This is a genomic window from Paenibacillus curdlanolyticus YK9 (assembly GCF_000179615.1).
GTDB lineage: Bacteria > Bacillota > Bacilli > Paenibacillales > Paenibacillaceae > Paenibacillus_T > Paenibacillus_T curdlanolyticus.
In genome coordinates this window covers 86,318-111,236 of sequence record NZ_AEDD01000002.1, presented here as the reverse complement: position 1 = coordinate 111,236, position 24,919 = coordinate 86,318, and the positions used below count along the sequence as shown (strand labels likewise).

Annotated in this window: 21 protein-coding genes; 3 read left to right on the top strand and 18 right to left on the bottom strand. The window is 52.0% G+C overall.

The annotated features are described in order from the left end of the window. The first annotated feature begins 16 nt into the window (after positions 1–16). Complete coding sequence (locus PAECUDRAFT_RS03880; protein ID WP_006036797.1) at positions 17–664, top strand: thiamine diphosphokinase; 648 nt, start codon at positions 17–19, stop codon at positions 662–664. A gap of 90 nt (positions 665–754) precedes the next feature. On the opposite strand, the gene PAECUDRAFT_RS03875 is transcribed toward PAECUDRAFT_RS03880, so the two are convergent. Then, a complete protein-coding gene (locus PAECUDRAFT_RS03875) occupies positions 755–1,531 on the bottom strand; it encodes an MBL fold metallo-hydrolase (RefSeq protein WP_006036796.1) in 777 nt (258 codons plus the stop codon). 185 nt (positions 1,532–1,716) lie between these two features. Between PAECUDRAFT_RS03875 and PAECUDRAFT_RS03870 the strand changes: the two genes are divergently transcribed. Continuing rightward, on the top strand, positions 1,717–2,208 hold the full coding sequence (locus PAECUDRAFT_RS03870; protein ID WP_006036795.1) for a C40 family peptidase: 492 nt from the start codon (positions 1,717–1,719) through the stop codon (positions 2,206–2,208). Positions 2,209–2,336: 128 nt separating this feature from the next. Here the strand turns inward: PAECUDRAFT_RS03870 and PAECUDRAFT_RS03865 are convergent, their stop codons facing one another. The 16 genes from PAECUDRAFT_RS03865 to metH form a co-directional block, all read right to left on the bottom strand. After that, on the bottom strand, positions 2,337–3,695 hold the full coding sequence (locus PAECUDRAFT_RS03865; RefSeq protein WP_006036794.1) for a HAMP domain-containing sensor histidine kinase: 1,359 nt from the start codon (positions 3,693–3,695) through the stop codon (positions 2,337–2,339). Beyond that, complete coding sequence (locus PAECUDRAFT_RS03860) at positions 3,692–4,390, bottom strand: response regulator transcription factor (RefSeq protein WP_006036793.1); 699 nt, start codon at positions 4,388–4,390, stop codon at positions 3,692–3,694. The genes PAECUDRAFT_RS03865 and PAECUDRAFT_RS03860 overlap by 4 nt, the downstream gene beginning before the upstream one ends. 137 nt (positions 4,391–4,527) lie before the next feature. After that, entirely contained in the window at positions 4,528–6,081 is a 1,554-nt protein-coding gene (locus PAECUDRAFT_RS03855; protein ID WP_006036792.1) for an ABC-F family ATP-binding cassette domain-containing protein, read from the bottom strand. Between the two features lie 116 nt (positions 6,082–6,197). Further along, positions 6,198–7,769: a serine/threonine-protein kinase gene (locus PAECUDRAFT_RS24410; protein ID WP_006036791.1), complete on the bottom strand. Its 1,572-nt coding sequence runs from the start codon at positions 7,767–7,769 to the stop codon at positions 6,198–6,200. Positions 7,770–7,929: 160 nt separating this feature from the next. Beyond that, positions 7,930–8,979, bottom strand: a complete 1,050-nt coding sequence (locus PAECUDRAFT_RS03845; protein ID WP_006036790.1) for an SAM-dependent methyltransferase — start codon at positions 8,977–8,979, stop codon at positions 7,930–7,932. Continuing rightward, positions 8,976–9,764, bottom strand: coding sequence for an ABC transporter ATP-binding protein (locus PAECUDRAFT_RS03840; RefSeq protein ID WP_006036789.1), 789 nt, complete (start codon positions 9,762–9,764; stop codon positions 8,976–8,978). The genes PAECUDRAFT_RS03845 and PAECUDRAFT_RS03840 overlap by 4 nt, the downstream gene beginning before the upstream one ends. A gap of 53 nt (positions 9,765–9,817) precedes the next feature. Continuing rightward, complete coding sequence (locus PAECUDRAFT_RS03835) at positions 9,818–10,165, bottom strand: cyclic-phosphate processing receiver domain-containing protein (protein WP_006036788.1); 348 nt, start codon at positions 10,163–10,165, stop codon at positions 9,818–9,820. Further along, positions 10,162–10,998, bottom strand: coding sequence for a deoxyribonuclease IV (locus PAECUDRAFT_RS03830; RefSeq protein WP_006036787.1), 837 nt, complete (start codon positions 10,996–10,998; stop codon positions 10,162–10,164). Before PAECUDRAFT_RS03830 ends, PAECUDRAFT_RS03835 begins: the two co-directional genes overlap by 4 nt. Before the next feature lie 4 nt (positions 10,999–11,002). After that, entirely contained in the window at positions 11,003–11,818 is an 816-nt protein-coding gene (locus PAECUDRAFT_RS03825; RefSeq protein ID WP_006036786.1) for an Fpg/Nei family DNA glycosylase, read from the bottom strand. A gap of 36 nt (positions 11,819–11,854) precedes the next feature. Continuing rightward, positions 11,855–12,664, bottom strand: coding sequence for an HAD-IIA family hydrolase (locus PAECUDRAFT_RS03820; RefSeq protein ID WP_006036785.1), 810 nt, complete (start codon positions 12,662–12,664; stop codon positions 11,855–11,857). Beyond that, complete coding sequence (locus tag PAECUDRAFT_RS03815) at positions 12,661–13,755, bottom strand: Gfo/Idh/MocA family protein (protein ID WP_006036784.1); 1,095 nt, start codon at positions 13,753–13,755, stop codon at positions 12,661–12,663. Before PAECUDRAFT_RS03815 ends, PAECUDRAFT_RS03820 begins: the two co-directional genes overlap by 4 nt. Before the next feature lie 153 nt (positions 13,756–13,908). After that, on the bottom strand, positions 13,909–15,303 hold the full coding sequence (locus PAECUDRAFT_RS03810) for a ribonuclease H-like domain-containing protein (RefSeq protein ID WP_006036783.1): 1,395 nt from the start codon (positions 15,301–15,303) through the stop codon (positions 13,909–13,911). Next, positions 15,300–17,585: a DEAD/DEAH box helicase gene (locus tag PAECUDRAFT_RS03805; RefSeq protein ID WP_006036782.1), complete on the bottom strand. Its 2,286-nt coding sequence runs from the start codon at positions 17,583–17,585 to the stop codon at positions 15,300–15,302. The genes PAECUDRAFT_RS03810 and PAECUDRAFT_RS03805 overlap by 4 nt, the downstream gene beginning before the upstream one ends. A 163-nt stretch (positions 17,586–17,748) precedes the next feature. Further along, a complete protein-coding gene (locus PAECUDRAFT_RS03800) occupies positions 17,749–18,723 on the bottom strand; it encodes a metal-dependent hydrolase (RefSeq protein WP_006036781.1) in 975 nt (324 codons plus the stop codon). 147 nt (positions 18,724–18,870) lie between these two features. Then, positions 18,871–19,797 carry a ribonuclease Z gene (gene rnz, locus PAECUDRAFT_RS03795; protein WP_006036780.1) on the bottom strand — a complete coding sequence of 309 codons (927 nt, stop codon included), beginning with the start codon at positions 19,795–19,797 and terminating at the stop codon, positions 18,871–18,873. A 93-nt stretch (positions 19,798–19,890) separates the two neighbouring features. Beyond that, positions 19,891–23,331, bottom strand: a complete 3,441-nt coding sequence (metH, locus tag PAECUDRAFT_RS03790) for a methionine synthase (protein ID WP_040711476.1) — start codon at positions 23,329–23,331, stop codon at positions 19,891–19,893. 161 nt (positions 23,332–23,492) lie between these two features. Between metH and PAECUDRAFT_RS03785 the strand changes: the two genes are divergently transcribed. Next, a complete protein-coding gene (locus tag PAECUDRAFT_RS03785; RefSeq protein WP_006036778.1) occupies positions 23,493–24,035 on the top strand; it encodes a 1,2-dihydroxy-3-keto-5-methylthiopentene dioxygenase in 543 nt (180 codons plus the stop codon). 64 nt (positions 24,036–24,099) lie between these two features. On the opposite strand, the gene PAECUDRAFT_RS03780 is transcribed toward PAECUDRAFT_RS03785, so the two are convergent. Continuing rightward, the gene (locus tag PAECUDRAFT_RS03780; RefSeq protein WP_006036777.1) at positions 24,100–24,885 is read right to left on the bottom strand and encodes an HAD family hydrolase; all 786 of its coding nucleotides are present in this window, start codon (positions 24,883–24,885) and stop codon (positions 24,100–24,102) included. Between the last annotated feature and the right edge of the window lie 34 nt (positions 24,886–24,919).

Sequence of the window (24,919 nt, the reverse complement as noted above, 5' to 3'; positions counted from 1 at the left end):
CTCGGGGGTTTTCTCTATGAAATCATCTTGCATCGCGATTGTAACCGGCGGATCGATCGGCGATTGGGCACATCCTTACTTAGCTGAAGCAGACTTTCGCATCGGAGCGGACAAAGGCGCCCAGTACATTTTGGAGCACGGCTTTAAGCTGGATCAGGCGCTTGGCGATTTTGACTCCATCGATTCCGATGTCATGCAGGATATCTCTTCCAGCGGCGCAATCGTTCAAACGTTCGATGCCATCGATAAAGACTATACGGACACTGAGCTTGCCGTTCGTTATGCGCTCCAACGCCAGCCAAAGCGAATCATCCTATTAGGCGCGCTCGGTACGCGGTTTGATCATATGCTTGCCAATGTCCACCTGCTGAAGCTGGCGATGGATGCCGGCGTCGAGGCTGTTATCGAGGATCGCTACAATACGATTCGGTTGCATCAGCCGGGAGCGCCGATGACGGTCAAGCGTAGCAGGCATAAGCAAGTATCTCTGCTGCCCCTGACGTCAGAGGTTCACGGAATTACGCTGAACGGGTTCCAATATCCGCTGACGAATGCTACGTTAACCATCGGCCAATCGCTTGGCATTAGCAACGTTCTCGATTCAAGCGAAGGAACCGTTCAGATCACACAAGGGCTGCTCCTTATTATTGAGAGCCATGACTAGCCACTCGCGAAACTCTCAAAACAGCAGCACGAATAATCGCCAATCGAAACGAGCAAATTGCTCTTACTTCGATTGGCGATTATTTTTGCGTCAAACCTCAATTTGCATGCCCGTTCTCGCGAACCTGATTTGACTTGGAAGCCCATAGCTGCGCCGAAGATCTATATCGTGCGACAGATGGGTAAAGCAGGTTTGAACTGGCCGCAGATCCTCTACGAGCGTCAACGCTTCCTTCACATCATATAGCGAGCGAGTCGAAAACTCGAAGGGCTCCTCGTAAAAGCTCGTGCCTAAAATAAGCAAGTCTAACCCTCGCAATGGCTTTATCTGATCTTCCGTCAAAGCAATTGCATCCGAGCAATAGGCCCACGCTTTACCTGTGCATTGCTGATCAAACCGAAAAGCATAGGAGTAGCCGTTTTTGCCATGGCATACTTTCCAAGCGAATACGGACCAATCGCCAATCGTTATTCCGTCATCTAAGGGATGAAAATCGATTTGATTGCCTAGCCAAGGGAACCGGTTCAAAATTTCAGCGATGACTTCATTCGGCGCATACGCCATCCCCCTTCGTCCAAGCCAGCGACAGGCATCCGCCCACTCCACCATACCGCCGATGTGATCAAAGTGAGCATGGGTGATGAGTATACGGTCAGGAAATCGCTGCCCTGCCGCTTCCATTTGTTTACCCCAATCTGGTCCGCAATCGATCCATGTACAGCCGAACGTCTGATCTTCTATTCGAAGCGATGAACGATACCGCCGATTCTCGCCGCTTTCACGCGCTTCTTGGCATACTTCGCAGTCACAATAGACACGCGGAACCCCCATGGAATCGCCTGTACCGGCGAAGGTTAATAAAGTCATTTAGGATTCCCCCTAGGTGTTCTCATTATTGTCATGTTACCATGAGAATTTTCTCACGCAACTCTCATAAAGCCGCGCGAGCCGTTGCACCGCCCAAGGTTACGCTTTCCGTGGGAAACTTTAGGAAATTTTTGCTGTGTTATAGTTATCCCATAAGATGCTGAAGATAACATTGGAGGGACATCATGAACATACAGACGAAACGATGGATGAAAAAAATAGTCGGCACGACGCTGTGCGCAGTGATCGGCCTTTCGGCGCTTACCTTCGGATCTGCCGGTCAAGCGTCAGCAGCAACTCCTGAAGCAGAAGAAATACTTTCGACTGGCAAGACATACTTAGGCGTTCCATATCGATTCGGCGCTCCTAGCGGCGTAACCTACGCATTCGATTGCTCATCCTTTACCCAATACATATTCAAGGAAAATGGCATTGCAATCCCGCGTACGACAACCGAGCAAGCTGAAGAAGGCACGAAAGTCGGCAAAGCCTATTTGAGCAAAGGCGATCTTATCTTCTTCGCCACCTCTGGCACCTCAAAAATCTCGCATGTCGCCATTTATGCAGGAAACCGTAAAATTTTGCACGCTTCAAGCAGCGCAGGCGTCACATTGTCGAACATCGATTCTTCGTATTGGAAGAAAAGCTACATTACTGCACGCCGTGTCATTAAGTAATCCTATCGGAACAGCACCATAACGGATCACCTCATGCGAGGTGTTCTTTTTTTTTGCCTTTAAAGAAAAGCTCATTCGTTCGTCATAGATCGTATGAAGGATCTAAGAACGTCGAATGAGCTTTTGCGCTATAACCGTCTAAAAGGGAACTGCAGCATAATGGTCGTACCGCGCTCCGGCTTGCTGATCACTTCAATCTGGCCGTCATGCAGATCGACGATTCGTTTCGCAATGGACAACCCTAAGCCCACGCCGCCAGTGGAACGGGCTCTCGCCCCATCTACACGGTAAAAACGTTCAAACAGGTAAGGGATCTCGTTTTCGGGTATCCCGATTCCTTTATCCGTCACATACAGCCGTACCGTTTGCTTAACGGAGCTAACTGTAACATCGATGGATTCCTTGCTGTACTTGATTGCATTATCGATCAAAATCACAAGCAGCTGGCGAATTTTATCACGGTCTCCATTCATCCTCACGCTGCCGCTAACCGCATTGACGCGAATGGTCCGTCCGAATGTGACATGCATCATCTCCGCAAGCTCGTCCACAATGGGAACAAGATCAAACGACTCGACTCTGAGCCAATCCTCTTGCTCGGCGTCCGCTAGGGTGAGCATTGATTTGGTCAGGTTTTGCAGTCGCTCCACTTCACGGGCAATCGATTCAATCGCTTCATCACGGACAGCCGCATCGTCGCGTCCCCACCGTTTTAGCATACCTGCGTAGCTGCCTATTACGGTCAAAGGCGTCTTCAGCTCATGGGAAGCATCCGCCACGAATTGCTTTTGGCGAGCGAAGGTGCGATCCAGGCGCTCGATCATTTGGTTAAACGCTCGCACCAACTGCTGCATTTCTGCCGAATCGTCCTCAGGCTTGGATTCGATTTTGCGCAGCTTGCCGCTGCGATCGATCTCCCTCATCGTCGAAACCATCTGCTGGATCGGCGAGGTAAGCCGCGAGGTGAACCAATACGTACCGAAGATCGCGAACAATATTGCGCCAGCACTTGTGACAGCGAGAGCAACGACGAGAATTTGCAAATACGTATCCAGCGAATTAAGTCTTCGCATAATTTCCAGGCTTCCGACAAGCTCTGGCCCATCATATAACGGGACACGCATATACAACACGCGTTTGCCCGCGATCGTCATCAGACCCGAGTCATGCGTACGGTAAAAGACAGGCTGCTGCGCTTTTAATTCCTCATCTGAGCCTTCCTCATTCAGGATTGCGCCAGAAGGCGCAACAATTCGAATCAGCTCGTTGACATTATAAAAATCATCTAGCAAGCTCGGGTTATCGTAAGATTCCACCTTCTGTGGATGCGTGTTCTCCAGCAGCAGCTTCACTTTATCCGTCAGCGACTGCTCTTCGCTGCGCGTCGTAATGTTGATGACGAACAGGTAGACGAAAATATTGAACAGCAAAAGGATGAAAATGATCCAAAATATCGTAAATAGCGTATACCTTTTACGAAGCGTCATCCGTTCGGCTCCTTCAGCATGTAGCCTACGCCGCGAACGGTATGAATCAGCTTATAACGGAACCCTTTGTCCAGCTTTTGGCGCAAGTAACGAATATACACATCGACCAAATTCGTTTCGCCGATGAAGTCATATCCCCATACTTCCGATAAAATATCTTCGCGCGACTTCTCCTCGTTCTTATGCTCTGCCAAATAAACGAGAAGCTCGAACTCGCGCGGCGTCAGATCGACAGCCAGCTCTTTGCGAAATACTTTACGCGTACGCAGCTCGACTGTCAGATCGCCGACTTTAATCAGGTCGGCGCCTTCGACTTCCTTCGTATGCTGTGCAAAAATACGCAGGATGTTTCGCACGCGGGCCAGCAATTCCTCCATCGCAAATGGTTTCGTGACATAGTCGCTTGCCCCATGCTCGAAGCCGCTCACTTTATCTGGAACCGTATCCCTTGCAGTCAATAAAATAACCGGGACGGTATTTCCGCCTTGCCGCAATCGTCGGAGCACCTCAATGCCGTTCAAACCAGGGAGCATGACATCGAGCAGCACCAAATCCCATTCACCCGATTGTGCCATTTCCAACCCTTTGCGCCCATCCTCGGCCACGCCTACCGTATAGCTTTCGTGCTCCAGCTCAAGCTGCAATACGCGAGAGATACCTTCCTCGTCTTCGATGACTAGAATTCGTTCGTTCAATGAAGTTTCACCTGCTTTCTGCTAGAAGAACGTTGCAACCCGCGGCCGCTGCGTTCACCGGATAACATTGCTTTTGCACCAATCGAATTACGCTCAGCAGAGCACCTTCCAATTAGTATGGGTATTTATTGCTGTAATTAGTTCATCTGCATGGACCAGGACTCAACATCCCATGTTTTCGTTACCCAGTCCTCATAGAAATCAGGTTCATGGGATACAAGAATAACAGTCCCTTTGAACTCTTTCAGCGCTCGTTTCAATTCTGCCTTCGCAACAACGTCCAAGTGGTTCGTCGGTTCGTCAAACAGAATCCAGTTGCTTTCGCGCATCATTAATTTACATAGACGAACTTTAGCCTGCTCGCCGCCGCTAAGCTGGTTCAAGGCACGCGTAATATGCTCGTTTTTCAGGCCGCAGCGGGCAAGCGCCGCACGAACCTCGTGCTGATTGAGGCTGGAGAACTCGTTCCAAACATCATCAAGCGGCGTCATCGTAGGGGCTTTCATTTCTTGGGCAAAATACGCTGGGTGAAGGAAATCTCCACGATACGTCTTGCCTTCCAGCGGCTCAATGACGCCAAGAATGGTCTTCAGCAGCGTCGATTTGCCGACGCCGTTGCAGCCGACAATTGCAACCTTGTCGCCACGTTCGATCAGAACGTCCATCTTCGGAAGAAGCGGACGATCATAGCCGATGCTGAGACCTTTTGCCTCAAACACCGTCTTGCCGCTCGTGCGAGCTTCTTTGAACTGGAAGGTAGGCTTCTGCGCTTCCTCAGGACGATCGATTCGCTCGATCCGATCAAGCTGTTTCTCGCGACTCTTCGCCCGGCCCGATGTCGAGTAACGTGCTTTATTGCGCTGGATGAAGTCTTCCTGCTTCTTAATAAACTCCTGCTGCTTTTCGTACGCATCAATATGCTGATTTTTATTAATGTCAGCCATTTGCAGAAATTTCTCATAGTTGCCCGTATAACGCGTCAGACGCGCGAACTCCAGATGGTAGACAACATCTACGACCTGATTCATGAAGCTCGTTTCATGGGAAATCAGAATAAAGGCGTACGGATACGATTTCAGGTATTCCGTCAGCCATGTAATATGCTCTTCGTCCAAATAGTTGGTAGGCTCGTCAAGGAGCAGTACCGTTGGCTTTTCAAGCAGCAGCTTGGCAAGCAATACTTTGGTCCGTTGTCCGCCGCTAAGCGCCGCAACGTCGCGATCCAGCCCGATTGCATTCAAGCCGAGACCATTCGCCATCTCTTCGACCTTCACGTCGAGCATGTAGAAGTCGCCGATCTCCAGCTCTTCTTGAATTTCGCCCATGCGCTCCAGCAGCTTCTCCAGCGTATCGGGATCAGCTTCTGCCATCTGGTTCGCAATATCGTTAAGCTCCTTCTCTGCTTCCAGCAAAGGCAGGTAAGCGTCCTTCAACACGTCACGAATCGTTTTGCCTGGCGTCAGCTTCGTGTGCTGATCCAAGTATCCGTAACGAACGCGAGGCGTCCACTCTACCTTGCCGCTATCCTTCAGGAGCGAGCCGGTTAAAATATTCATTAATGTCGATTTGCCCGTGCCATTCGCGCCAACAAGGCCAACATGCTCGCCGGCCAACAGGCGGAACGAGACGTTTTTGAACAGCGTGCGATCACCAAATGTATGCGATAACTCTTCAACAGTCAATAAACTCATGAAAATACTCCGTTCTGCTATTTAAGTGTAAGGCGGCGAATCCGATGTTCGCGCCGGAATTATTGTACCATAACCGAACAACGTTGTGGATAACCAAATGCCGCAACGTCCGACGTTTACCGTCGTTTTACGACAGAAATAACGTTCTTCAGCGCTTTTGCAAGTCCTCGGCCGTAAGCATGCACCTCCATTGGCCAGCTTCCATCCCATATCATTTGCAGCCATTCGCTTTGCGGAATTATGGGCACATATGCAGCAGGCGGCTCGGGAAACAAGGAAAGCCACTGATTTCGCCGCGAGAATGCAGCATCCTTATTCGCAATCCACAGCACTTCTGCGCCGCCCGATTTCGCTTCCTCCAGCAGCTTTTGCAGCTTACGCAATCGTACGGAAGACCATTTGGCTGGAATCGGATCTGTTACGACAATGATCGTTGAAGCTCTAGCCACCCAGCTTCGGCCATGACTTCCCATCCATCCGCATGATAAATCCAATAGCGTATTCCGTCCCGCGCCTTGCTCAACAAGCAATCGGAAGCCTTCGTCGCCATCAGCTCTCGGTTGCGCTTGCTCCGCATTTAAGCCGTACCAAGCGATTTGCTGCTGCTCCAGCCGAAAATATCGTCCATCCACAGCTTCACTCACTCGACCGCCGCGCCTCCCTCCATATTGCAGCCATGCGTGCCATTCCGGTTCTTGTTCTGCAAACTCGATAGCCGAAACGGTGCTTTCTGTGCTCCCGATTAAACTCGCCAGCGTCAGGGTGACAAACGTCGATCCTGCCCCTGGCGCGACAGACAACACCGTGGTAAGTCCGGTTATGCGCCCTCCTGACAATAAATCGCCCATCATCCGAATTACGGATCGCCCAACAGCAAAACCGTTTGAAATTGCATCCTCCACTTGACGCATATTCGCATACCGCATCGACGGATTTTCGTGCAGCATCCGGCCAATTATGGTCAAGAAGGACAATGGCACATCATAGTGAAGCCTGGTCGAATCGAGCGCGTGCAGATCTGACGACGCATAAGGCTTGCCTCCGCTAATAATGAAATACAAAAGTGCTCCAAGCCCATAAATATCGGTTCGTTCATCGCTCTGCAGCCCGCCTTCCTGCTCTGGCGCAGCAAAACCCGGCGTGCCCAGCTGGAGCGTATCTTGCTGCCGTCCTTCTTTATATAACCGCGCAATTCCAAAATCAATTAATCGCACATGCCCGCTCTCATCAATCATGACATTAGTCGGCTTTAAATCCCGATGAATGATCTGGGGCGATTGCTCATGCAAATAGCTAAGCGCATCGCATAGCTGAATGCCGATCGACAAAGCTTGTTCGAATGGCAAACGTCCCCCGCTTCGTTTCATACGGTCTGCTACCGTCATGCCTTGTACATAATCCATAATGACGATTTCAAGACCATCCTCATCAGGCGGAAAATAATCGATGATTTGCGGCAGGTTGGGGTGGCTTAACCGCATGAGAAGCCGCGCCTCCTCCGCACATTGCGCATAATCCTCATTCAGCCTCCAAGCTGCTTTCACCGCACGCAGCTTTCCCTGAAGCCGCATATCTTCCGCTGCATACACGGTTCCCATGCCCCCTTTGCCAATTTCGCCAGCGATCCGATACCTTCGGCCTACCATCATGCCCGACATCAATCGCTGTTCAGGCTGTTGCTCAGACATTTGAGATGTATACCTAATCAATGTGCTTTCCCCCTTGTGATGAAAACAAAAAATCCCGGCCGAAGACGCTTACGCGCCTCCAACCGGGATGCTTTCCCTGTCGATGCTTAATCATTACTTGCCTATAGTATAGCTGCTGTCCGCCCAATTGAAAAGAAGCTTATCGTTTGGTCATGAACAATGTGATTTCTTCTCGATTATGGAACAGCTGCTTCGCACGATGTACGATAAAGTCCGAGCTTAGCTTGGCCATGACGTCACGAATCGTTTGCAAAGGCTTCTTGTGCATAAGCTTGATCGTTACGATTGCAGTTGCTCCATGGCATAAGGTATCGGTCAAATCCATCACAAGCTTCACCATCTGCATCGGACTCCAGCTCATGTCGCATACGAGCAAATCAAATGAATTCGGCTTGAACTTCACTTCTGAAGCGTTGCGCTTCAAATAAGTGAGCTTGGGATGACGTACAATCGAAGGATGCAGCGCGGCAGGATCAATTGCCGTAACCGACACGCCACGCTCGAGCAGCAGCGAAGTCCATCCGCCCGGTGCAGCCCCGATATCCAAAGCGTCGCGATACTGCGTGTAATCGAGGCCAAAAGCACGCTCTGCCTCAACCAATTTGAATTTGGCACGCGAGATTTGTCCATCTTCCCGTTGGAACCGGATCGCTCCGCCAGGCCAATCGGACATCAGCTCATCAGGCGTTCCCATGCCAACGTATACGCGGTCCTTCACTGCGTATATCGAAACGATATACTGCGGCTCGCGCTGTTCCGGCTCTGCACCAACATCACGCAATACTGCATCTACAGCATGCTTCGTGTCGCTAATTGAGGAAACGAATGCGCAACCGTCCGTGCGGCGAACATGAACAGCAATGCGACGGCCACGAAGCCGCGATTCAGCTTGCAATACTTGCTCGGAAAGCCAAGCAAGCGCATCGACGGGCTGCTCTTCAGTAAGTACCAACATGCCGTCAACCGGTTGAATATGCCTCAGAAAAATAGGCGGGTTCGCCGAAATGAACTGAAGCGTCTCTTCGTGGGACAAAGGACTTTCAATCAGAAAGGTCTCGCCTGGGGCGAGCACCCTTACGACAGCTCCTTCAATCGTGCGACGAACTTCCTCCATCGCCAATGGCGCATAGCCTTGATTGGATGTTCCGATCCACTGCGTAAACGCAGGCAATTGTGTTTCTGCGCTCACAAGGATGCTCCTCTCTCCAACGGTTGAACTCGAATCCAAGGTCTTCCGTCATGCCAGTCTACCAGAATTGGCAAATCATAAGCTTGGCTCAGCACTTCTGGCTTCAGCACTTCTTCCTTCGTGCCTGCCGCAGCTATCGTTCCATTGTGAACTAGCGCAACATGCGTAAACAACGGTACGATTTCTTCAATGTGATGCGTAACGTAAATAACGGTTATATCGCGTTTGCGAAGCTGATCAAGGTCAACAAGCAGCTTCTCCCGCTCGAATAAATCAAGCCCTGCACAGGGCTCGTCCATAATTAAGAGCTTCGGGTCTTGCATTAATGCCCTCGCCAGCATGACCTTCTTGCGTTCGCCTTGCGAAAGCGTGGAAAGCGCCTGATTGGCTGTATGTAGCAGACCTACCTCGTCTAGCAAGCCAAGTGCTTTCGTCTTCACCTCAGCTGGAATGTCCTGATAAAAACGAAGGAACGCATACTCTCCCGTAGCGACCACTTCCCAAACCGGGTCACGCATTGTCAGCTTCTCAATAAGCGACTGCGAAATGTAGCCGATTTGTTTTCGAACCTCTCGGACATCAACGGTGCCATACCGATTTCCCAGTACATCAACCGTGCCTGAGGATGGGAATTGATAAGCAGTAATGAATTCCAGCAGCGTCGTCTTGCCCGAGCCGTTGCGCCCAAGAACAACCCACTGCTCGCCTTTTTGAATGTCTAAATTAACGCCGCTAAGTATGGTGCGCTCTTCGCGCTTAAATGTAATATCGCGTAAATGTATCAAACGAACTCCCCCATCTATAACCTGTGCGTTCTCGAAAATGATCGTTTCGAACGCTATCCACCTAGCTTCGCTTGTCTAGCCGCTTCCTCACGCACTTCATCCGGCATTGCTCCATAATGAAGCTGGACATGAGATGGCGCGTGCTGAGACAGCAAGCGATACATTTGCATACGACCCGCTTCGCTGGACGTGTGCAAATACACCTCTTGCGGAAAAACGCCATGTTCTGTCATATAGCGAACAATTTCCAATCCCGTTGGCTGATCATACCCCAGATCGTAATCCAAGGACAGGATGCCGATTTCCATATTTGCAATCAGCAGAATCGCTTCCTCCACATTGCGCGCCAGGAGAAAGCCCGATGGGCATGCGCGATAATCGTCAACGTATACGTGCCTCACTGTTGCTTCCCCCAATCCATCATAAGCTGCAGCTGTGGTTGATGCGAACCGACGCCGTCCGTAGGCGTCTCCAGGACAAAAGGCTTGTCTTCCAACTCTGGCACCTGCAATAGCCAGCGCAAGCCTTCAGTACTAATCATCCCTTTGCCGATCGCGGCATGGCGGTCTTTACGCGAGCCGGAAGGGTACAAGCAATCATTGTAATGCACGGCTGCAATATGGGGAAGCACGTCAGTAGCTCTGGCCGTTTCTAGCCATTGCGCGTCAGCTTCGCCCTTCCATACGCCGCTTGCGAAGAGATGGCATGAATCTAAGCAATAAGCGATGGATTCCGGCTTCTGGCATAGGGAACGAATCGTCGCCAGCTCCTCGAAGGTCGTCCCCATCGGAGCATGATCGCCTGCTTGGTTTTCAATCAGCAGCTTGGCTTGACCATTCCAACGTGCTGTAACCTCATCCAGACTAGCAATAATGTTGCGGTAGCCCACTAACGGATCAACGCCTTTATAAACGCCAAAATGGACAACAACGCCTATTGATCCACAGCTTTCCGCAATGTCGAGATCGTTCAGCAAAGATTCGACCGTCCGGCTCCGCTGCGCCAAATCGGCCGCAGCCAGGTTCGTCGGATAAGGCGTATGGGCAATGGATTGGAGATCATTCGCCGCGCAAAAAGCGGCACAACGCTCAGCGTCTGCATGATCGAACGGCTTGACTGACAATGACCGAGGATTTTTCGGAAAATATTGATAAGACCTTGCACCCATTGCCGCCGCTTTGGCAGCTGCCGCCCGATAACCGCCCCGCGTGCTCACATGACAGCCATGGCGCATCGTTTTATAGCTCCGGTTGGCAAGAAGGGCAGTAGAATACTTTCTTCGAAGATACTTCAGCTTGAACGATGGCAGTCCCGCATTGGGTACACGGCTCGCCTCCGCGATCGTAGACACGGCAAAGCGAGTTAAACCCGCCCGTCAGCGTATCGCCCTTGTAGAACGGATCTTCCATATAGCCGCCATTTGCTGTCGCTTCGCGAAGCACCGACTGCATCGCACGAAATAGTCGTTCCCACTCTTCATCCTTCAGCGCAGGAATCCGAGTGCTTGGGCGTATCGATGCAACAAAGCAGATTTCATCCGCGTAGCAGTTGCCGATTCCAGCGATCGTGTGCTGATCGACCAATGATGATTTCAGCGCGCCGCGCTTCCCTTTGAACAATAGCTTGAACTTATCGACAGTCAGTCGTGGATCTAGCGGCTCGGGTCCCAGTTCTTCAAAGCGCTCAATCGCTTCCTTGGCCGTCAGCAAATGGACATAGCCGAGGCGCAGTCCGATACCGAACAGCTTATGCGCGCCGAACGAAAGCTCCACTTGCACCGTACGATCCGGCCGGTCCTCTTCATCTCCATAATAAAGAGAACCGCCAAGCATCAGATGGATGACTATCCGGCGGCCATCATCGAGATGCAGCAGCAAATGCTTGCCCCGGCGCTCCACGAACCATACGACTCTGCCAATCAATGCTTGCACAAATTCATCTGGGTTCAAATTAACCGTTTTTTCGCGTGTTACGGAAGCTGCGGTAATCGTTCTACCGGCAATTCGTTCCGACAGCATGTTACGATAGGTTTCCATTTCCGGCAATTCCGGCATCCGTCCTCTTCCTTTCTGTCCATGCATTTCCTTCTCTTATTGCCCGTTTCGTTCCGATATATACGAGCTTAAAGCATCCAAATCCGCGCAGATGACATCCGGCCTGCAGCCCGTTTTTGCCGCATAGGATTCGAAGTTATCCGCCGTTGTAAGTCCCGTTAATACGAGTGCCGTGCCGCACCCGACCGCCTTGCCCGCTGCAATATCTGTAGCCAAACTATCGCCGACCATCCATGTCTGGGATGCACTGACTCCTAAGCTGTTCAACGCAAAATTCATCAGAATCGATGACGGCTTTCCAATTACGGTCGGCGTCTTGCCGCTCGCTGCTTGAATCATCGCGCCGATTGATCCGGCTCCCGGCTGAAGTCCATGTTCTGTGGGAATCAGAAGGTCCGGATTCGTCATGATCGATTCGGCGCCAGACAACAGTTGATCGACTGCTCTCGCGATTTTGTTGTAGGATAGGTCCCGATCTAGTCCCTGTACAACGAAGTCGGCACCTTCCTCGACGATCGTTAGTCCGGCTTCTTCCACGGCCTGCCGCAAGCCGCTCTCGCCTATAACGAATACGCGCGCGCGCGGTTTTACTTGCGCAATGTATGCAGCAGCCGCTTCCGCCGATGTACATACTTCCTTAGCCGTAGCAGCAATGCCCATCCCTTGCAAGCGATCGGCGAATGCACTTGGCGTCAATGAAGAATTATTCGTCACATATCGAAAAGGGATATTCGTTCGGATAAGCTGCTCGATCAATCGATCAGCTCCCGCGATCATGCGGGAACCGTGATAAAGCGTCCCGTCTAAATCCAACAGCAATCCTTTTATTGGCTGCGTATGTATCATAGCCGCCCCTCGCGAGATTGCGCGATTACGCGGTCAATCCACTTCTCCACGATAATGCCATCGCGCAGCGTCGGCACCAGCTCAGGCCACCGATCTTCTCCCGCAAGACGCAAAATAAAGTGATGCAGCGCACCAAAATGATTGTCGACAGAAAACCCCATCGTCGTTTTTTCATCCGGGATAAGCGCTAATGAAGACGGCTCTGGTAACGCTCCTGCTCGGCCTTGGACAAATTGAACAGCAGGGAAAGCGTCGCGTTCCAAGTCGCAGGTAATCGCCCCGCGAGCGCCTACGATCTGGATCTCGAATGCCTCTGCTCCCAGCGCAACCCTCGAAACCTCTGCTACGCCATTAACCCCTGATGCCGTGGTCAGCTGAATCATCGCCCAATCATCAACGTCGACATCTACGAGCTCTGCGCTCCCCGCTGATGCCGGACGGCGTTTCACGTGCGTATGTACGCGGCCGTTAGCCTCATCAATCTCACCAAACCAATAGCGGAACAGATCCAGCGCATGCACGCCCAAGTCACTGATCGCCCCGCCTCCGGACATGCTGCCCGACAGCCGCCAGCTAATCGGACGGTCCGCGTTCAAATAGCCCGAGCGCCGATACGAAATTTTGCATTGCAGGATTTCGCCGATAACCTCTTGACGTACAAGCTCACGGATACGCATCGACGCCGGATGGTAACGGAACGTAAAAGCTAATTGCTCTGTAAGGCCGGAAGCTTGCACTGCCTGCTGCAGCTTCTCCGAGGATTCGTATTGGTCTGTAACCGGCTTCTCGCAATAGATCGCTTTGCCGCCAGCGATAGCAGCTCTTGCATCGCTATCATGAAGATGGTTCGGCGTGCAAATATCGATCACATCCACCCGCTCATCCGATGCTGCTTCTGATACCGTCGACACGACGCTGCGGAAACCGATCGCCTCTGCTTGCGCGCGGTTTCGCTCTGGATCACGCGTAATTAATGTGTCTAATACAGGCAGCACGGGAACTCGCTTGACGATCGGAAGCGCCCGCAATGCCGTCATATGTGTTTTTGCTATATTTCCGAACCCGCTAAAAGCAAATCGGATCGTTTTCATAGGTTTTCCTCCACTTTAGCAGCCTGATTCGAGCCTCAAATGCAGGCTGGAGTAGACGTTCGCTTCTTTTGCTCATTCGCTTAGCCTTCTGCCACAATAACACAGCTTTAACCAAGTTGCCACCCTGATTGTCTATCATTCGACAAAGTCGCGTCACGATTTTGCAGCCTTACGTACAAGTCGGTCTATACGATGCCGCAGGGCGTCAATCTCCTTGCGGCGCTTGCTGTTCGCCCGACCGGACAATGGATGCTGCAAGGCAAGCTCCAATGCCGCACGCGCATATGCCAGCGCGAAGCTTATCTCTTTGGTACGATGCTCGAAGTACATCGATAGCTCGATATGCGCTTCCGTGCTCGGTATGCCTGTTTGCTCTGCAGCCGCTGCCGATTTTCGCCAAAGACTGACCGCTTCTTCCCATAGCCCCAACCTTTTATCACGTTCCGCTAGCCGGTTCCATACGGACGGAGGAGCGTGGTCAAGTCCCCGCACCGAATGAAGCAGTGGCTCCGCCGAAGCGACAGCGCCCATCTTCTCCAGCCACAATCCAGTACGGACAAGCTCCTCAGGCTCAGTCGGAACAGGTACTTCTTGGCCAATATGGCCCGCCAATAAATGGCCAAATCGAATCGCGAGCGCTGCAAGAGACAGCATATCGATTTCATTATGACGGAACACATCCGCTAGTGGCTCGGGATTCCCATCCGCCAAATAGGCAAAATATCGGCCCGGCGCTTCAGAGCCCGGAAGATCATCCTGCCGGAAAACGCCCAGCCGCTCTTCTTCGACACGACTTAGCTTGCAGGATACAAGCGTATTGCGCCAAATCGTCCTCGACGGATGAAGAAAATCCAAATGCAGCGGCTCCCATACTCGGCTGCCAAATCCATTCAAAATAAACCGGCTTTGAACGAGCGGCCAGTCGAAGGTACGTCCGTTGTAGGTCACCAAGTAACGGAATTGCGGCAATCGGTCCTTCAAATCCGCCAGCATTGCACGTTCCTCAGCCGGATGCCGAATGAGCGATTGGCGCACGACGTATTCATTTCCTTCAAAATAAGAGATCCCCAGCATAAACGGCACATTGCCTGCGCCAACGCCCAAGCCCGTCGTCTCCAGATCGAGAAACAGCACGTCGTGAGGCACTGGCGGGTTTTCCTGCATCTCATCAGCGCTGCATGGATCTGGTCCTATGACAAGCTCATCGCCATGAAATGCAGCCAGCGAAGGCGCTGCAGCTGTCCATTCCGTAAACGCATGAATGCCATGGCGATGCGTAATCGGAAATCGCGTTTCCTTTAGGAGAAACTCGCCAGCTTCATGACGAACGAGACGCACGCCGTAAGGCTCCCATTCCGGCAGCGCCGTTTGCTCAGGGACAGCGTGGTCTGACGTTGGCGGAGCTGCAGCTTCGGGCGCTTCCCCTGCAGGCGCTCCATCCAATATCTGCTCTGGCGTATGAATCTCGACCGCAGCCGGCACTGCTCCTTCCGCTTCCGCACCTACGCTGCCTCTAAGCCGGTTAAAACGATCGCGAAATGCGCTCATCGGCCAGCCCCCGCTTCTTCCAACAGCTTCAGCGCCTGCGTTTTGCCGAGCAGCCCTACTTCCTCGATCGGTCCGACGCATGCCGGGCATCCGCTTAAGCATGTACAATGTTGAATTAGCCGTTTTGCCCTGGTTAGCAGCTCGTCGTGCACCTCAAACAATCGTTCGCTTAACCCGATGCCTCCCGGATATCGATCATAAAAGTAAATCGTCGGCCGCTGCGTGTGAACGGCCTTCACTTGAGGCACGACGCGAATATCCAGTGGATCGCACATAAGATAGATTGGAGCGATGTGCACGAGTACGTTGGCAATGCCCAGCAGCGCGCATTGCATTTCGTTCGTCCCTTTGCCCGCCGCTGCTTCCTCGCTGAAAGCGAACCAATAGCCGCTCGTGTGCAGCTCTTCCTCTGGCAAATGAATGGGGCCTGAGCCAATGTTTTCGTGAGTACGAAGTCGAATTTTCTTAAAGATCGTCGCCTTAGCGTTGACGGTCACTTCGCCATACGTCCGAACGATCTCTCCGCTCACGCGCTCTTTATCCGCATGAAGCACCTTCAGCTCCACGGCAAGGTTCGCATCGGTGTAATAATCAACGTCGACTTCCCTTACGTATGCCTTTTTCTCGGCATAATCCAGCTTTTCTACTTGATACTGAACGCCCTCGTGAATATAGATCGCTTCCTCATGGATAAGCGTTGGCGCGCTGAATCGATCAACCTCGCCCAATACGCGGCTGCCTTCGGACAGATCAATGATAATAAAGTTCTCTTGCGCAGCGGAACGTAACGAAATGCCGTGAGCCGGGAACGATTGCTCCATCCAATACCAACGGCTGCCCGAGCGATGCAGCACCTTCTCCTCGACCAGAAACTCCAGCATGTCCTCTAGCGTCTCCGAACCGAACTGCTCGCCTGCTTGGAATGGCAGCTCATAGGCTGCGCATTTGACATGGTCAATAAGGATCAACAAATTATCGGGATGAATAAGCGCCCGCTCTGGCGGCCTGTTAAAGAAAAAGTCCGGATTCTGAATAATATATTGATCCAACGGATTGCTGCTGGCGACCATGAAGGTTACGGAGCTGGTCTGACGCCGCCCTGCACGACCGGACTGCTGCCATGTGCTGGCGACCGTTCCCGGGTAGCCATTCAGCACACATGCCTGCAATTGGCCGATATCGATGCCAAGCTCCAGCGCGTTCGTGCTGACTACGCCGCGAATTTCGCCATTGCGGAGTCCTCTTTCGATCTCACGGCGAAGCTTCGGCAAATAACCGCCGCGATAGCCGCGAATCGTTCGGTCGCCGATTTTATCCTTCACGAGTTCTTGCAAATAGGTTAAAAGCAGCTCCACGCGTACGCGGCTGCGCGCGAACACGATCGTCTGCACGCCCTGCTTCAGCAGCATGCCGGCCAGCTTCCTCGTCTCAAGCACGCTGCTCCGGCGAATGCCTAGCTGCTCGTTGACTACTGGCGGATTATAAAATACGAAATGCTTCTCGCCCATTGGCGCGCCATTATCGTTAACGAGCGCAACGGATTCGCCGATGAGACGCTCCGCATGCTCCTGCGGATTGTCGATCGTTGCAGACGCGCAAATAAATTGCGGCGAAGAGCCGTAAAATTTGCAAATCCGCTTCAGTCGGCGAATGACATTCGCCACATGGCTGCCGAAGACGCCGCGATAAGCATGAAGCTCGTCAATTACGATATAGCGGATGTTTTCGAACAGCTTCACCCATTTCGTATGATGCGGTAAAATAGCCGAATGCAGCATATCCGGATTCGTAACCACGATATGGCCTGCATTTCGGATCGCTTGCCGCACAGTAGGCGGCGTGTCGCCGTCGTAGGTATGCGTCTTTATCGGCGCGCCCATCAGATCGGCCAGCTTTTGCAGCTCGGCTACCTGATCCTGTGCCAATGCCTTCGTCGGAAACATGTAAAGCGCCCTGCCGTCATCGTTCTCCAACAGGGATTGCAATACCGGCAAGTTGTAGCACATCGTCTTGCCCGATGCGGTCGGCGTAACCGCAACCACATGCTTTCCTTCACGTACCGCACGGTATGCAAGGGATTGATGCACATACAATTCGTCCACGCCTCTCGAACGAAGGGCATCCGCAAGCTGCGGATCCAAATCCTCTGGAAGCGGCGCAGTGCGTGCCTCTCGAGGCGGAATCGTATGCCAGTGGGTGACATTGTCCATTAATTCCGGTTCTTGCTTCAATTCTTCCAGCCATTCGTCCAAATCAGATGCTCTGCCCGTCCATCGGTTCATGCTGTACCCTCCACTTCACCGTCGCCATTCTATCCATCCATTGTACAGAATGCATGTTCGGCTGGCAATGGTAACGATGGACATCTCGCATGCTCAAACAGCCCGCCAAGCGGGCAAATATCGCTGTGGCAGGCTGCTATATCAAGCGTATTACTCCGCTTCGCTAGACGTGGGGCGGCTCCCATGTTTTTTTGTCCCAACCGAGCTTGCTTTCGCGTACATTCATCTGTCGATCCAACGTCACCGCTGCATGGAAAGGCATCTTATGGTTATACCAGAACCTTACATCGCTCCACGTTACCTCATAACCATCAAGACGCTCCTGCACGCTGACATGCACCTTTTCCGCAAAATCCAAAAATGCCCGGACGCCGTCCGTAGCCATCGAGGCAAGCGCCGCATCCGGCAATTGGCCCGAAGGAGACTTGCGAAGCGTCGCTTCCACATGAACGCCCTTGCTGTTGACGGTGCCTGTCAAGTAAGCGTCTGTGCTTTCCGCTACGAATTGCCATGATCCCCCTCGCATGCTCGGCAGCAGCGTTATGCGCTTGCCTTCGCCCAGCTCAGACTTGACTTGTTTGAACCGCCTTCGATGCTCGAAGGAACGCCACCCGATATAGGCAAACGTCGCAGCGTATAGCATCGTAAATATAAGCCCCGGCTGCGGCAGCAGACCGCACAACCATAACAATGCACTGATGAAATGCGCTGCGAACATATACGGGTCAAATAAACATAACGTATCCAAATGCAGCCACCGGTTCGTAAATGGCCGCAAGCATTGTACGCCGTATCCGTTAAACAGGTCTAACGTAATGTGAAAAACGACCGCAAGCAGCGTCCACAAAAGCACGATCCAAACATGCTGCATCACCCCAAAACATGCTGCGCATGGCAGTCCGATCAGCAAGCTCCATACGAAAGGAGCAGGTAAGGAATGCGTAATCCCTCGGTGGTATCGCAGATAAGCCGCTTCGCTCTTCAGCCTGACAACCGCATCAAAATCTGGCGCATGGCTGCCGATCATCGACACCGCAACCATTGCATGTGCCAGCGATGGATGGTCAGCTACCCCCGGCATAACGAAAGCCGCCCCAGCAAGCGTTAAACCGAACAGCAAGTGACTTCCTGTATCCATAACGTTCTCACCTCATCAGACTAGGATCGCAATGACGCTTGCGTTGGCAATATCCTACCTGATGTCCGTTATCGGATTGTTCACGGATCGTAATGTTATTGTAAGGGCTGGAGCATGTTCAGCTTGGCAGGCTTATTCATTTACGCATCAGCATTGGCACGGGATATCAAAGACAGCGCCGTCGAAAGCCGCCTCTGTTTGCGGGAAAATCGCCCTTGCTTCATCCACTAGCTGAACTGCATCCTCCAACTCGTATCGCGAGCTGAAATGCGTCATAACGAGCTTGCGGGCGCCCGCTCGCTTGGCCGCTTCAGCGGCCTGTACCGTTGTAGAATGGCCATATAGCTCCGCCTTCTCTTCTAGTCCTGCTGCGAATGTTGCTTCGTGCACAAGCAAATCCGCATGTTCTGCAAGTCGAACCGCATTGGCACAAGGCTTCGTATCGCCCAATATCGTCACGATTCGGCCCGGGATACATGCCCCTGTAACATCCGACGATTTGATTTCCCTGCCGTCAGGCAATGTAATATCTTCGCCTGCCTTGAGCTTTCCATATAGAGGGCCAAATGGAACGCCAGCCTCCTTCAGCTTGCCAGCGTCCAGTCGTCCTGGACGAGGCGACTCGATCACCCTATAGCCAAAGCACGGAATCCGATGCTCCAATGCAGCAGCCTCAACGCGATAATTTCCATCGTCAAAAATAACGCCTTCGACTGCTTCCACATACTGAATGTCATAGCCAATGTAAGTCCCGCTAAGTTGGAACAAGCACTCAACCATCTGCTGCAGGCCAGCGGGTCCATAGATGGTAACCGGCCCAACGCCGCCATCATACGCCCGTGTGCTCAGCAACCCTGGCAGCCCAAATACATGATCACCATGAAGATGCGTAATGAAAATTCGATCGATTCGATTTAGCTTAATCGGTGTTTGAAGCAGCCGATGCTGCGTGCCCTCACCTGCGTCGAACAACCAAACGGACAGCGATGGCGCTGGCAACTTTAACGCGGCTGAGGTTACGTTTCGCAACCGGCTTGGCCTTCCGGCGCCGGTGCCTAGAAATGTAAGCTCCACTCCTGCAACATCCTTTCCTTGGGAAAAAACCTCCGGTCAGGCCGTCGATTGAGCGGCATACCGGAGGTTATTAGTCATATGAGATACACGTTATTAGGCTTTATCGACATTGAAATAGCGAGCCTCTGGATGCGAGAACACCATAGCGGATACGGAAGCTTCCGGCTCCATCATGAATTCCTCTGTCAGCTCGACGCCAATATCCTCTGGCTTCATGAGCTCGAACAACGGGCCTTGATCTTCCAAATTCGGGCAAGCCGGATAGCCGAACGATACCCGAATGCCTCTGTAGCGAGCGCCATGGCGCTGTGCCATTGTCATGTCGACAGGATCTGAGATGCCCCAAATGTCGCGCATGATGTGATGGACACGCTCTGCAAGTCCTTCAGCCAATTCTATCGCTGTCGCTTGGATAGCATGGGAGAGCAAGTAATCGCCATTGTCTTTATACGATTCCGCCCGCTCCCTTATGCCGTGCCCTGCCGTTACGACAAGGAACCCGACATAGTCCATCTCGCCGCTTTCAACCGAACGCAAGAAATCAGCAAGACAGAGGAAAGGCTCCACGTTTTGGCGAGGGAACGAGAAACGCTTCAGCACTTTCGTATGATCTGCCGGATCATACACGATAATATCGTTTCCTTCCGATTGCGCCGGGAAGAAGCGATACATCCCGTGCGCCTTAATCGAACCGTTCGCTGCTGCATCTTGGAAAATACCATCCACCGTATCCTTCAATTGCTGCGCTTTAGCATCACCATCTACAATGAGCTTGTCAAAATTGCCGCGAAGCCCGAGGTGGTGGCCAATCAGCGTTTGCATATTCACATATGGCACGACATGAGGGATAGGAATGTTGCGCATCACATGGCGTTCCAAATCCGGTGGAACTTGTACCGGAACATCGGTTGCCACATTCGAGCGAACCGCACGCGACAGCTCCGGCATCGGCTTTGCAGTTTCCGTAATGCCAAAGCCTGCTGCACGCAGCTCCTCATGCTCACTCTCGAGTCGCTCACGATGCACAGGATTAACAAGCTTGTTGGCAATATCCAGCCCATCCATCGCGTCCTTCGCGTAGAGAACGAGTCCGTCATACTCCGGCGAAATCCGCGTCTTCGTGAACTTGCGCGTAAGCGCAGCGCCGCCGACAAGAATTGGCGCATCGATGCCTGCGCTCCGCAAATCCTGCGCTGTAACAACCATCTGCTGCGCCGATTTGACCAGCAAGCCGGACAGGCCGATTGCGTCGGCTTTTTCTTTGCGATACGCTTCGATCAGCTGCTCTGGCGGTACTTTAATGCCGAGATTGATAATTTTGTAGCCGTTGTTCGACAAAATGATCTCAACCAGGTTTTTACCGATATCATGCACGTCGCCTTTTACGGTCGCGAGAATGATTTTCCCTTTAACCGACGACTCTTCTTTCTCCATAAACTGCTCAAGATGCGCCACAGAAGCTTTCATTACCTCGGCGCTTTGCAGCACCTCGGCTACGATCAGCTCGTTGCCGTTAAACAGTCGACCGACCTCTTCCATACCCGCCATCAACGGTCCGTTAATGATCGCGAGCGGCGCATAGGTTTTGAGCGCTTCGTCGAGATCCGGGATGAGTCCTTCCTTCGTGCCTTCGACAATATAGGAAGCAAGCCGCTCTTCCAATGTCAGCGTGGATGTCTTCTCTTTCTTCACAACCTTCTTCTCGCGGAAGGCTGCAACGAACAGCGCCAGCGTCTCGTCGTTCGTGTTGAAAATAAGGTCTTCTGCCAGCTTGCGCTCTTCAGCAGAAATCGATGCATACCGTTCCAGTTTTTCCGAGTTTACGATTGCGTAATCCAGACCCGCTTTCGTACATTCATACAAATATACGGAGTTCAACACTTCGCGGCCCGCTGGCGGCAAGCCGAACGAGATGTTGCTAAGGCCGAGAATCGTTTTGACGCGCGGATATTTTTGTTTAATGAGGCGAATGCCTTCAATCGTTTCAACGGCGGAGCCGATGTATTGCGGGTCACCTGAGCCGACCGGGAACATATTCGGATCAAAAATAATATCGTCCGGCGTTACGCCGTATTTATTGACTAGCAAATCATACGCTCTGTCCGCAACCTCAACCTTCGCTTCACGCGAGACCGCTTGGCCGCGCTCATCGATCAGAATACATACAACAGAAGCGCCGTATTGATGGATGAGCGGAATGATCTTCTCAAACTTCGACTCGCCGTCTTCCAGGTTGATCGAGTTAATGATCGCTTTGCCTTGCGAATATTTAAGCCCTAGCTCGATAATGTGGTCATAAGTCGAGTCCAGCATCAGCGGGGCTTTGATTTTTTTCACAACCTGAGGAATGAACTGATGAACGGCATACTCTTCATCCACATCCGTATCCTGCAAGTTAATATCGATGACCTGCGCGCCGTTCTTCACTTGCGACCGCGCGATTTCAGAAGCTTCATCGAATGAGCCTTCCTTGATCAGGCGTTTAAACTTTAGGGAACCCGAGATGTTTGTCCGTTCGCCAACCATTATCGGACGGTTTGCATCCTCAATATAAACGGTGTCGATGCCCGTTACCGCTGGCAAATGCTCGCCCATTTTGCGGCGCGGCTCAAAGCGTGCCATCACATCCGCCATCGCGCGGATATGGGCAGGCGTAGTTCCGCAGCAACCGCCAGCTACGTTCAGCCAGCCGCTCTCGGCAAATCCAGCCATTTTGGCAGCGAGGGAGTCCGGCGTTTCATGATATTGCCCGTTTTCATCCGGCAAGCCTGCATTCGGATAGCAGCTAATAGCCGATGCTGCGATTTCGCTCAACGTCCGAATATGGTCACGCATGAACTCTGGTCCAGTCGCGCAGTTCAATCCGATCGATACAGGCTTCAGGTGCTCCAGCGATAGATAGAACGATTCAATCGTCTGTCCCGCCAGCGTCGTTCCCATCGGCTCAATCGTACCGGAGATCATGATCGGTAGCTCTACGCCCGTCGTCTCGAATGCACGCTTGATCCCGATGCTGCCTGCTTTTACGTTCAGCGTGTCTTGGCTCGTCTCCAACAGAAGCGCATCGACCTTTCCTTCGATCAGCGCAACAGCCTGCTCATAATAGCTGTCAACCAGCTCGTCGAAGGTCACGCCGCCCGTAACCGACAGCGTCTTCGTCGTCGGTCCCATCGCGCCTGCAACGTAACGAGGCTTCTCGGGCGTCGAATATTTGATCGCGGCATCAACCGCCAGCTTCGCTGCTGCTAAATTCAGCTCGCGCGCTTTCTCTGGAATGTCATATTCCTGCAAAACCACGCTCGTCGATCCGAACGTATTGGTTTCGAGGATATCTGCACCCGCTTCAAGATATTGTTCATGTATGGATTGAATGACGTCAGGCCGTGTCAGCACAAGAATTTCGTTACAGCCGTCGAGATCATCGCCGCCAAAATCTGCCGCAGTCAAATCCGCTTGCTGAATCATTGTACCCATAGCGCCGTCCATAATTAGAATGCGTTCTTGCATTAGTTCCTTCAAGTTAGGTTTCGTCATGCGTTCACCACACCACTTTCGACAAAAATCATTAACATTTAGTCTAACAGAAAGGTTCTATTGTGAAAAGGACAATTGGTCGACAGGCACTTTTTTTTGTTCTATAATATAGGATATTACGCACTGAAAATTAATTCCTATTGGAAAAGAGGGAATGCCGCATGGCAGAAATACGCATTCGCAATACGAACGAGCGCATTCAAGGTGACGCTAACGTTAGTGAGTTCCTTAATAACCAGAACGTCATTTACGAAAAATGGGACATGGCTAAACTCCCTGCTAATCTGAAAGAAAAATTCACGCTTTCGGACGAGGAGAAAGCTGAAATCCTATCCGTCTATGATCCGGAAATTCGCGATCTTGCTGCTCGCCGCGGCTATCAGACATGGGATATCATCACGCTTTCCGAAGCAACGCCGAACCTCGATGAGCTGTTGAAAAAGTTCGAGGACGTGCATACGCACACGGAAGATGAAATCCGCGCAATCGTTGGCGGACGAGGCATTTTCATCATTAAAGGCTCCGACGATGTTGGCTATTTCGACGTTGAGCTCGAGCCAGGCGACATCATCTCGGTTCCAGAAAACGTTGCCCATTTCTTCACCCTGATGGACAATCGCCAAATCGTTGCGGTTCGCCTCTTTATCGAAAAAGACGGCTGGATTGCCTACCCTTACGCCGATCCATCCTTCCAAAAATCCTAATAGGCCAAAAGCCCGCAACCGATGGTTGCGGGCTTTGTTTATTCGCATTGAAAGCTTCTCTGCGCTATTCGATGATTGGCAGCAGCTGCTCCAAATGCGAAATTTCATACGATGGCACAATTTCATCCGTCCGCGTCGCGCCATGGCGGTTAATCCACACAGACGTCATTCCGATCGTATTTGCTCCAAGGATATCTGTCGTCAGCTTGTCGCCGACCATCACGCCATCTTCCGGCTCAATTCCCAGCTTGTCCAATGCAAAGCGGAAAAGCGATGCAGCCGGCTTTCCTTCACCGAATTGGCCTGAGATGACAATATGATCAAAATAAGGAATCAAGTCGGGTACGCCGTCCAGCTTCTCTTGCTGCAAATCAGGCGAACCATTCGTTAGAAGCAGCAGTTTATATTTCCCTTTCAAACGGTCAAGCAGACGGAACGTCTCTTCATAGACATGCGAGCGCGAACGGCGCTCAGCAGGGAACATTTCGCCAAGCTTTGCACCGAGCGCTTCGTCCTCTACGCCAAGAGCACGAAGTCCGCGCGTCCACGCTTCCTTACGATAGCTTGGAACGATTGCTTGCAGCTTGCGGAACGATTCCAGCTCGCCGCCTGTGAAATTGCCCCAGAGTCCTTCGAATGGGTTAATGCCGATCATTTTGGTGAATTCAAACGTTTCGTAGGTTGCATACAATTCGCGAGCTTCACGGCGGACAGCCTCTTCAAGCGCAGCTGCGTCTACGCCAGTCGCTTCTGCTGCATAAAGGCAAGTAGCGTCGAACGCCTCTTGCACGCTCCGGTCATCCCACAATAACGTATCATCCAAATCAAATAGTACGGCTTTCTTCGTCATAATCCACTGTCTCTCCCTGATTGTGTAATAAGTA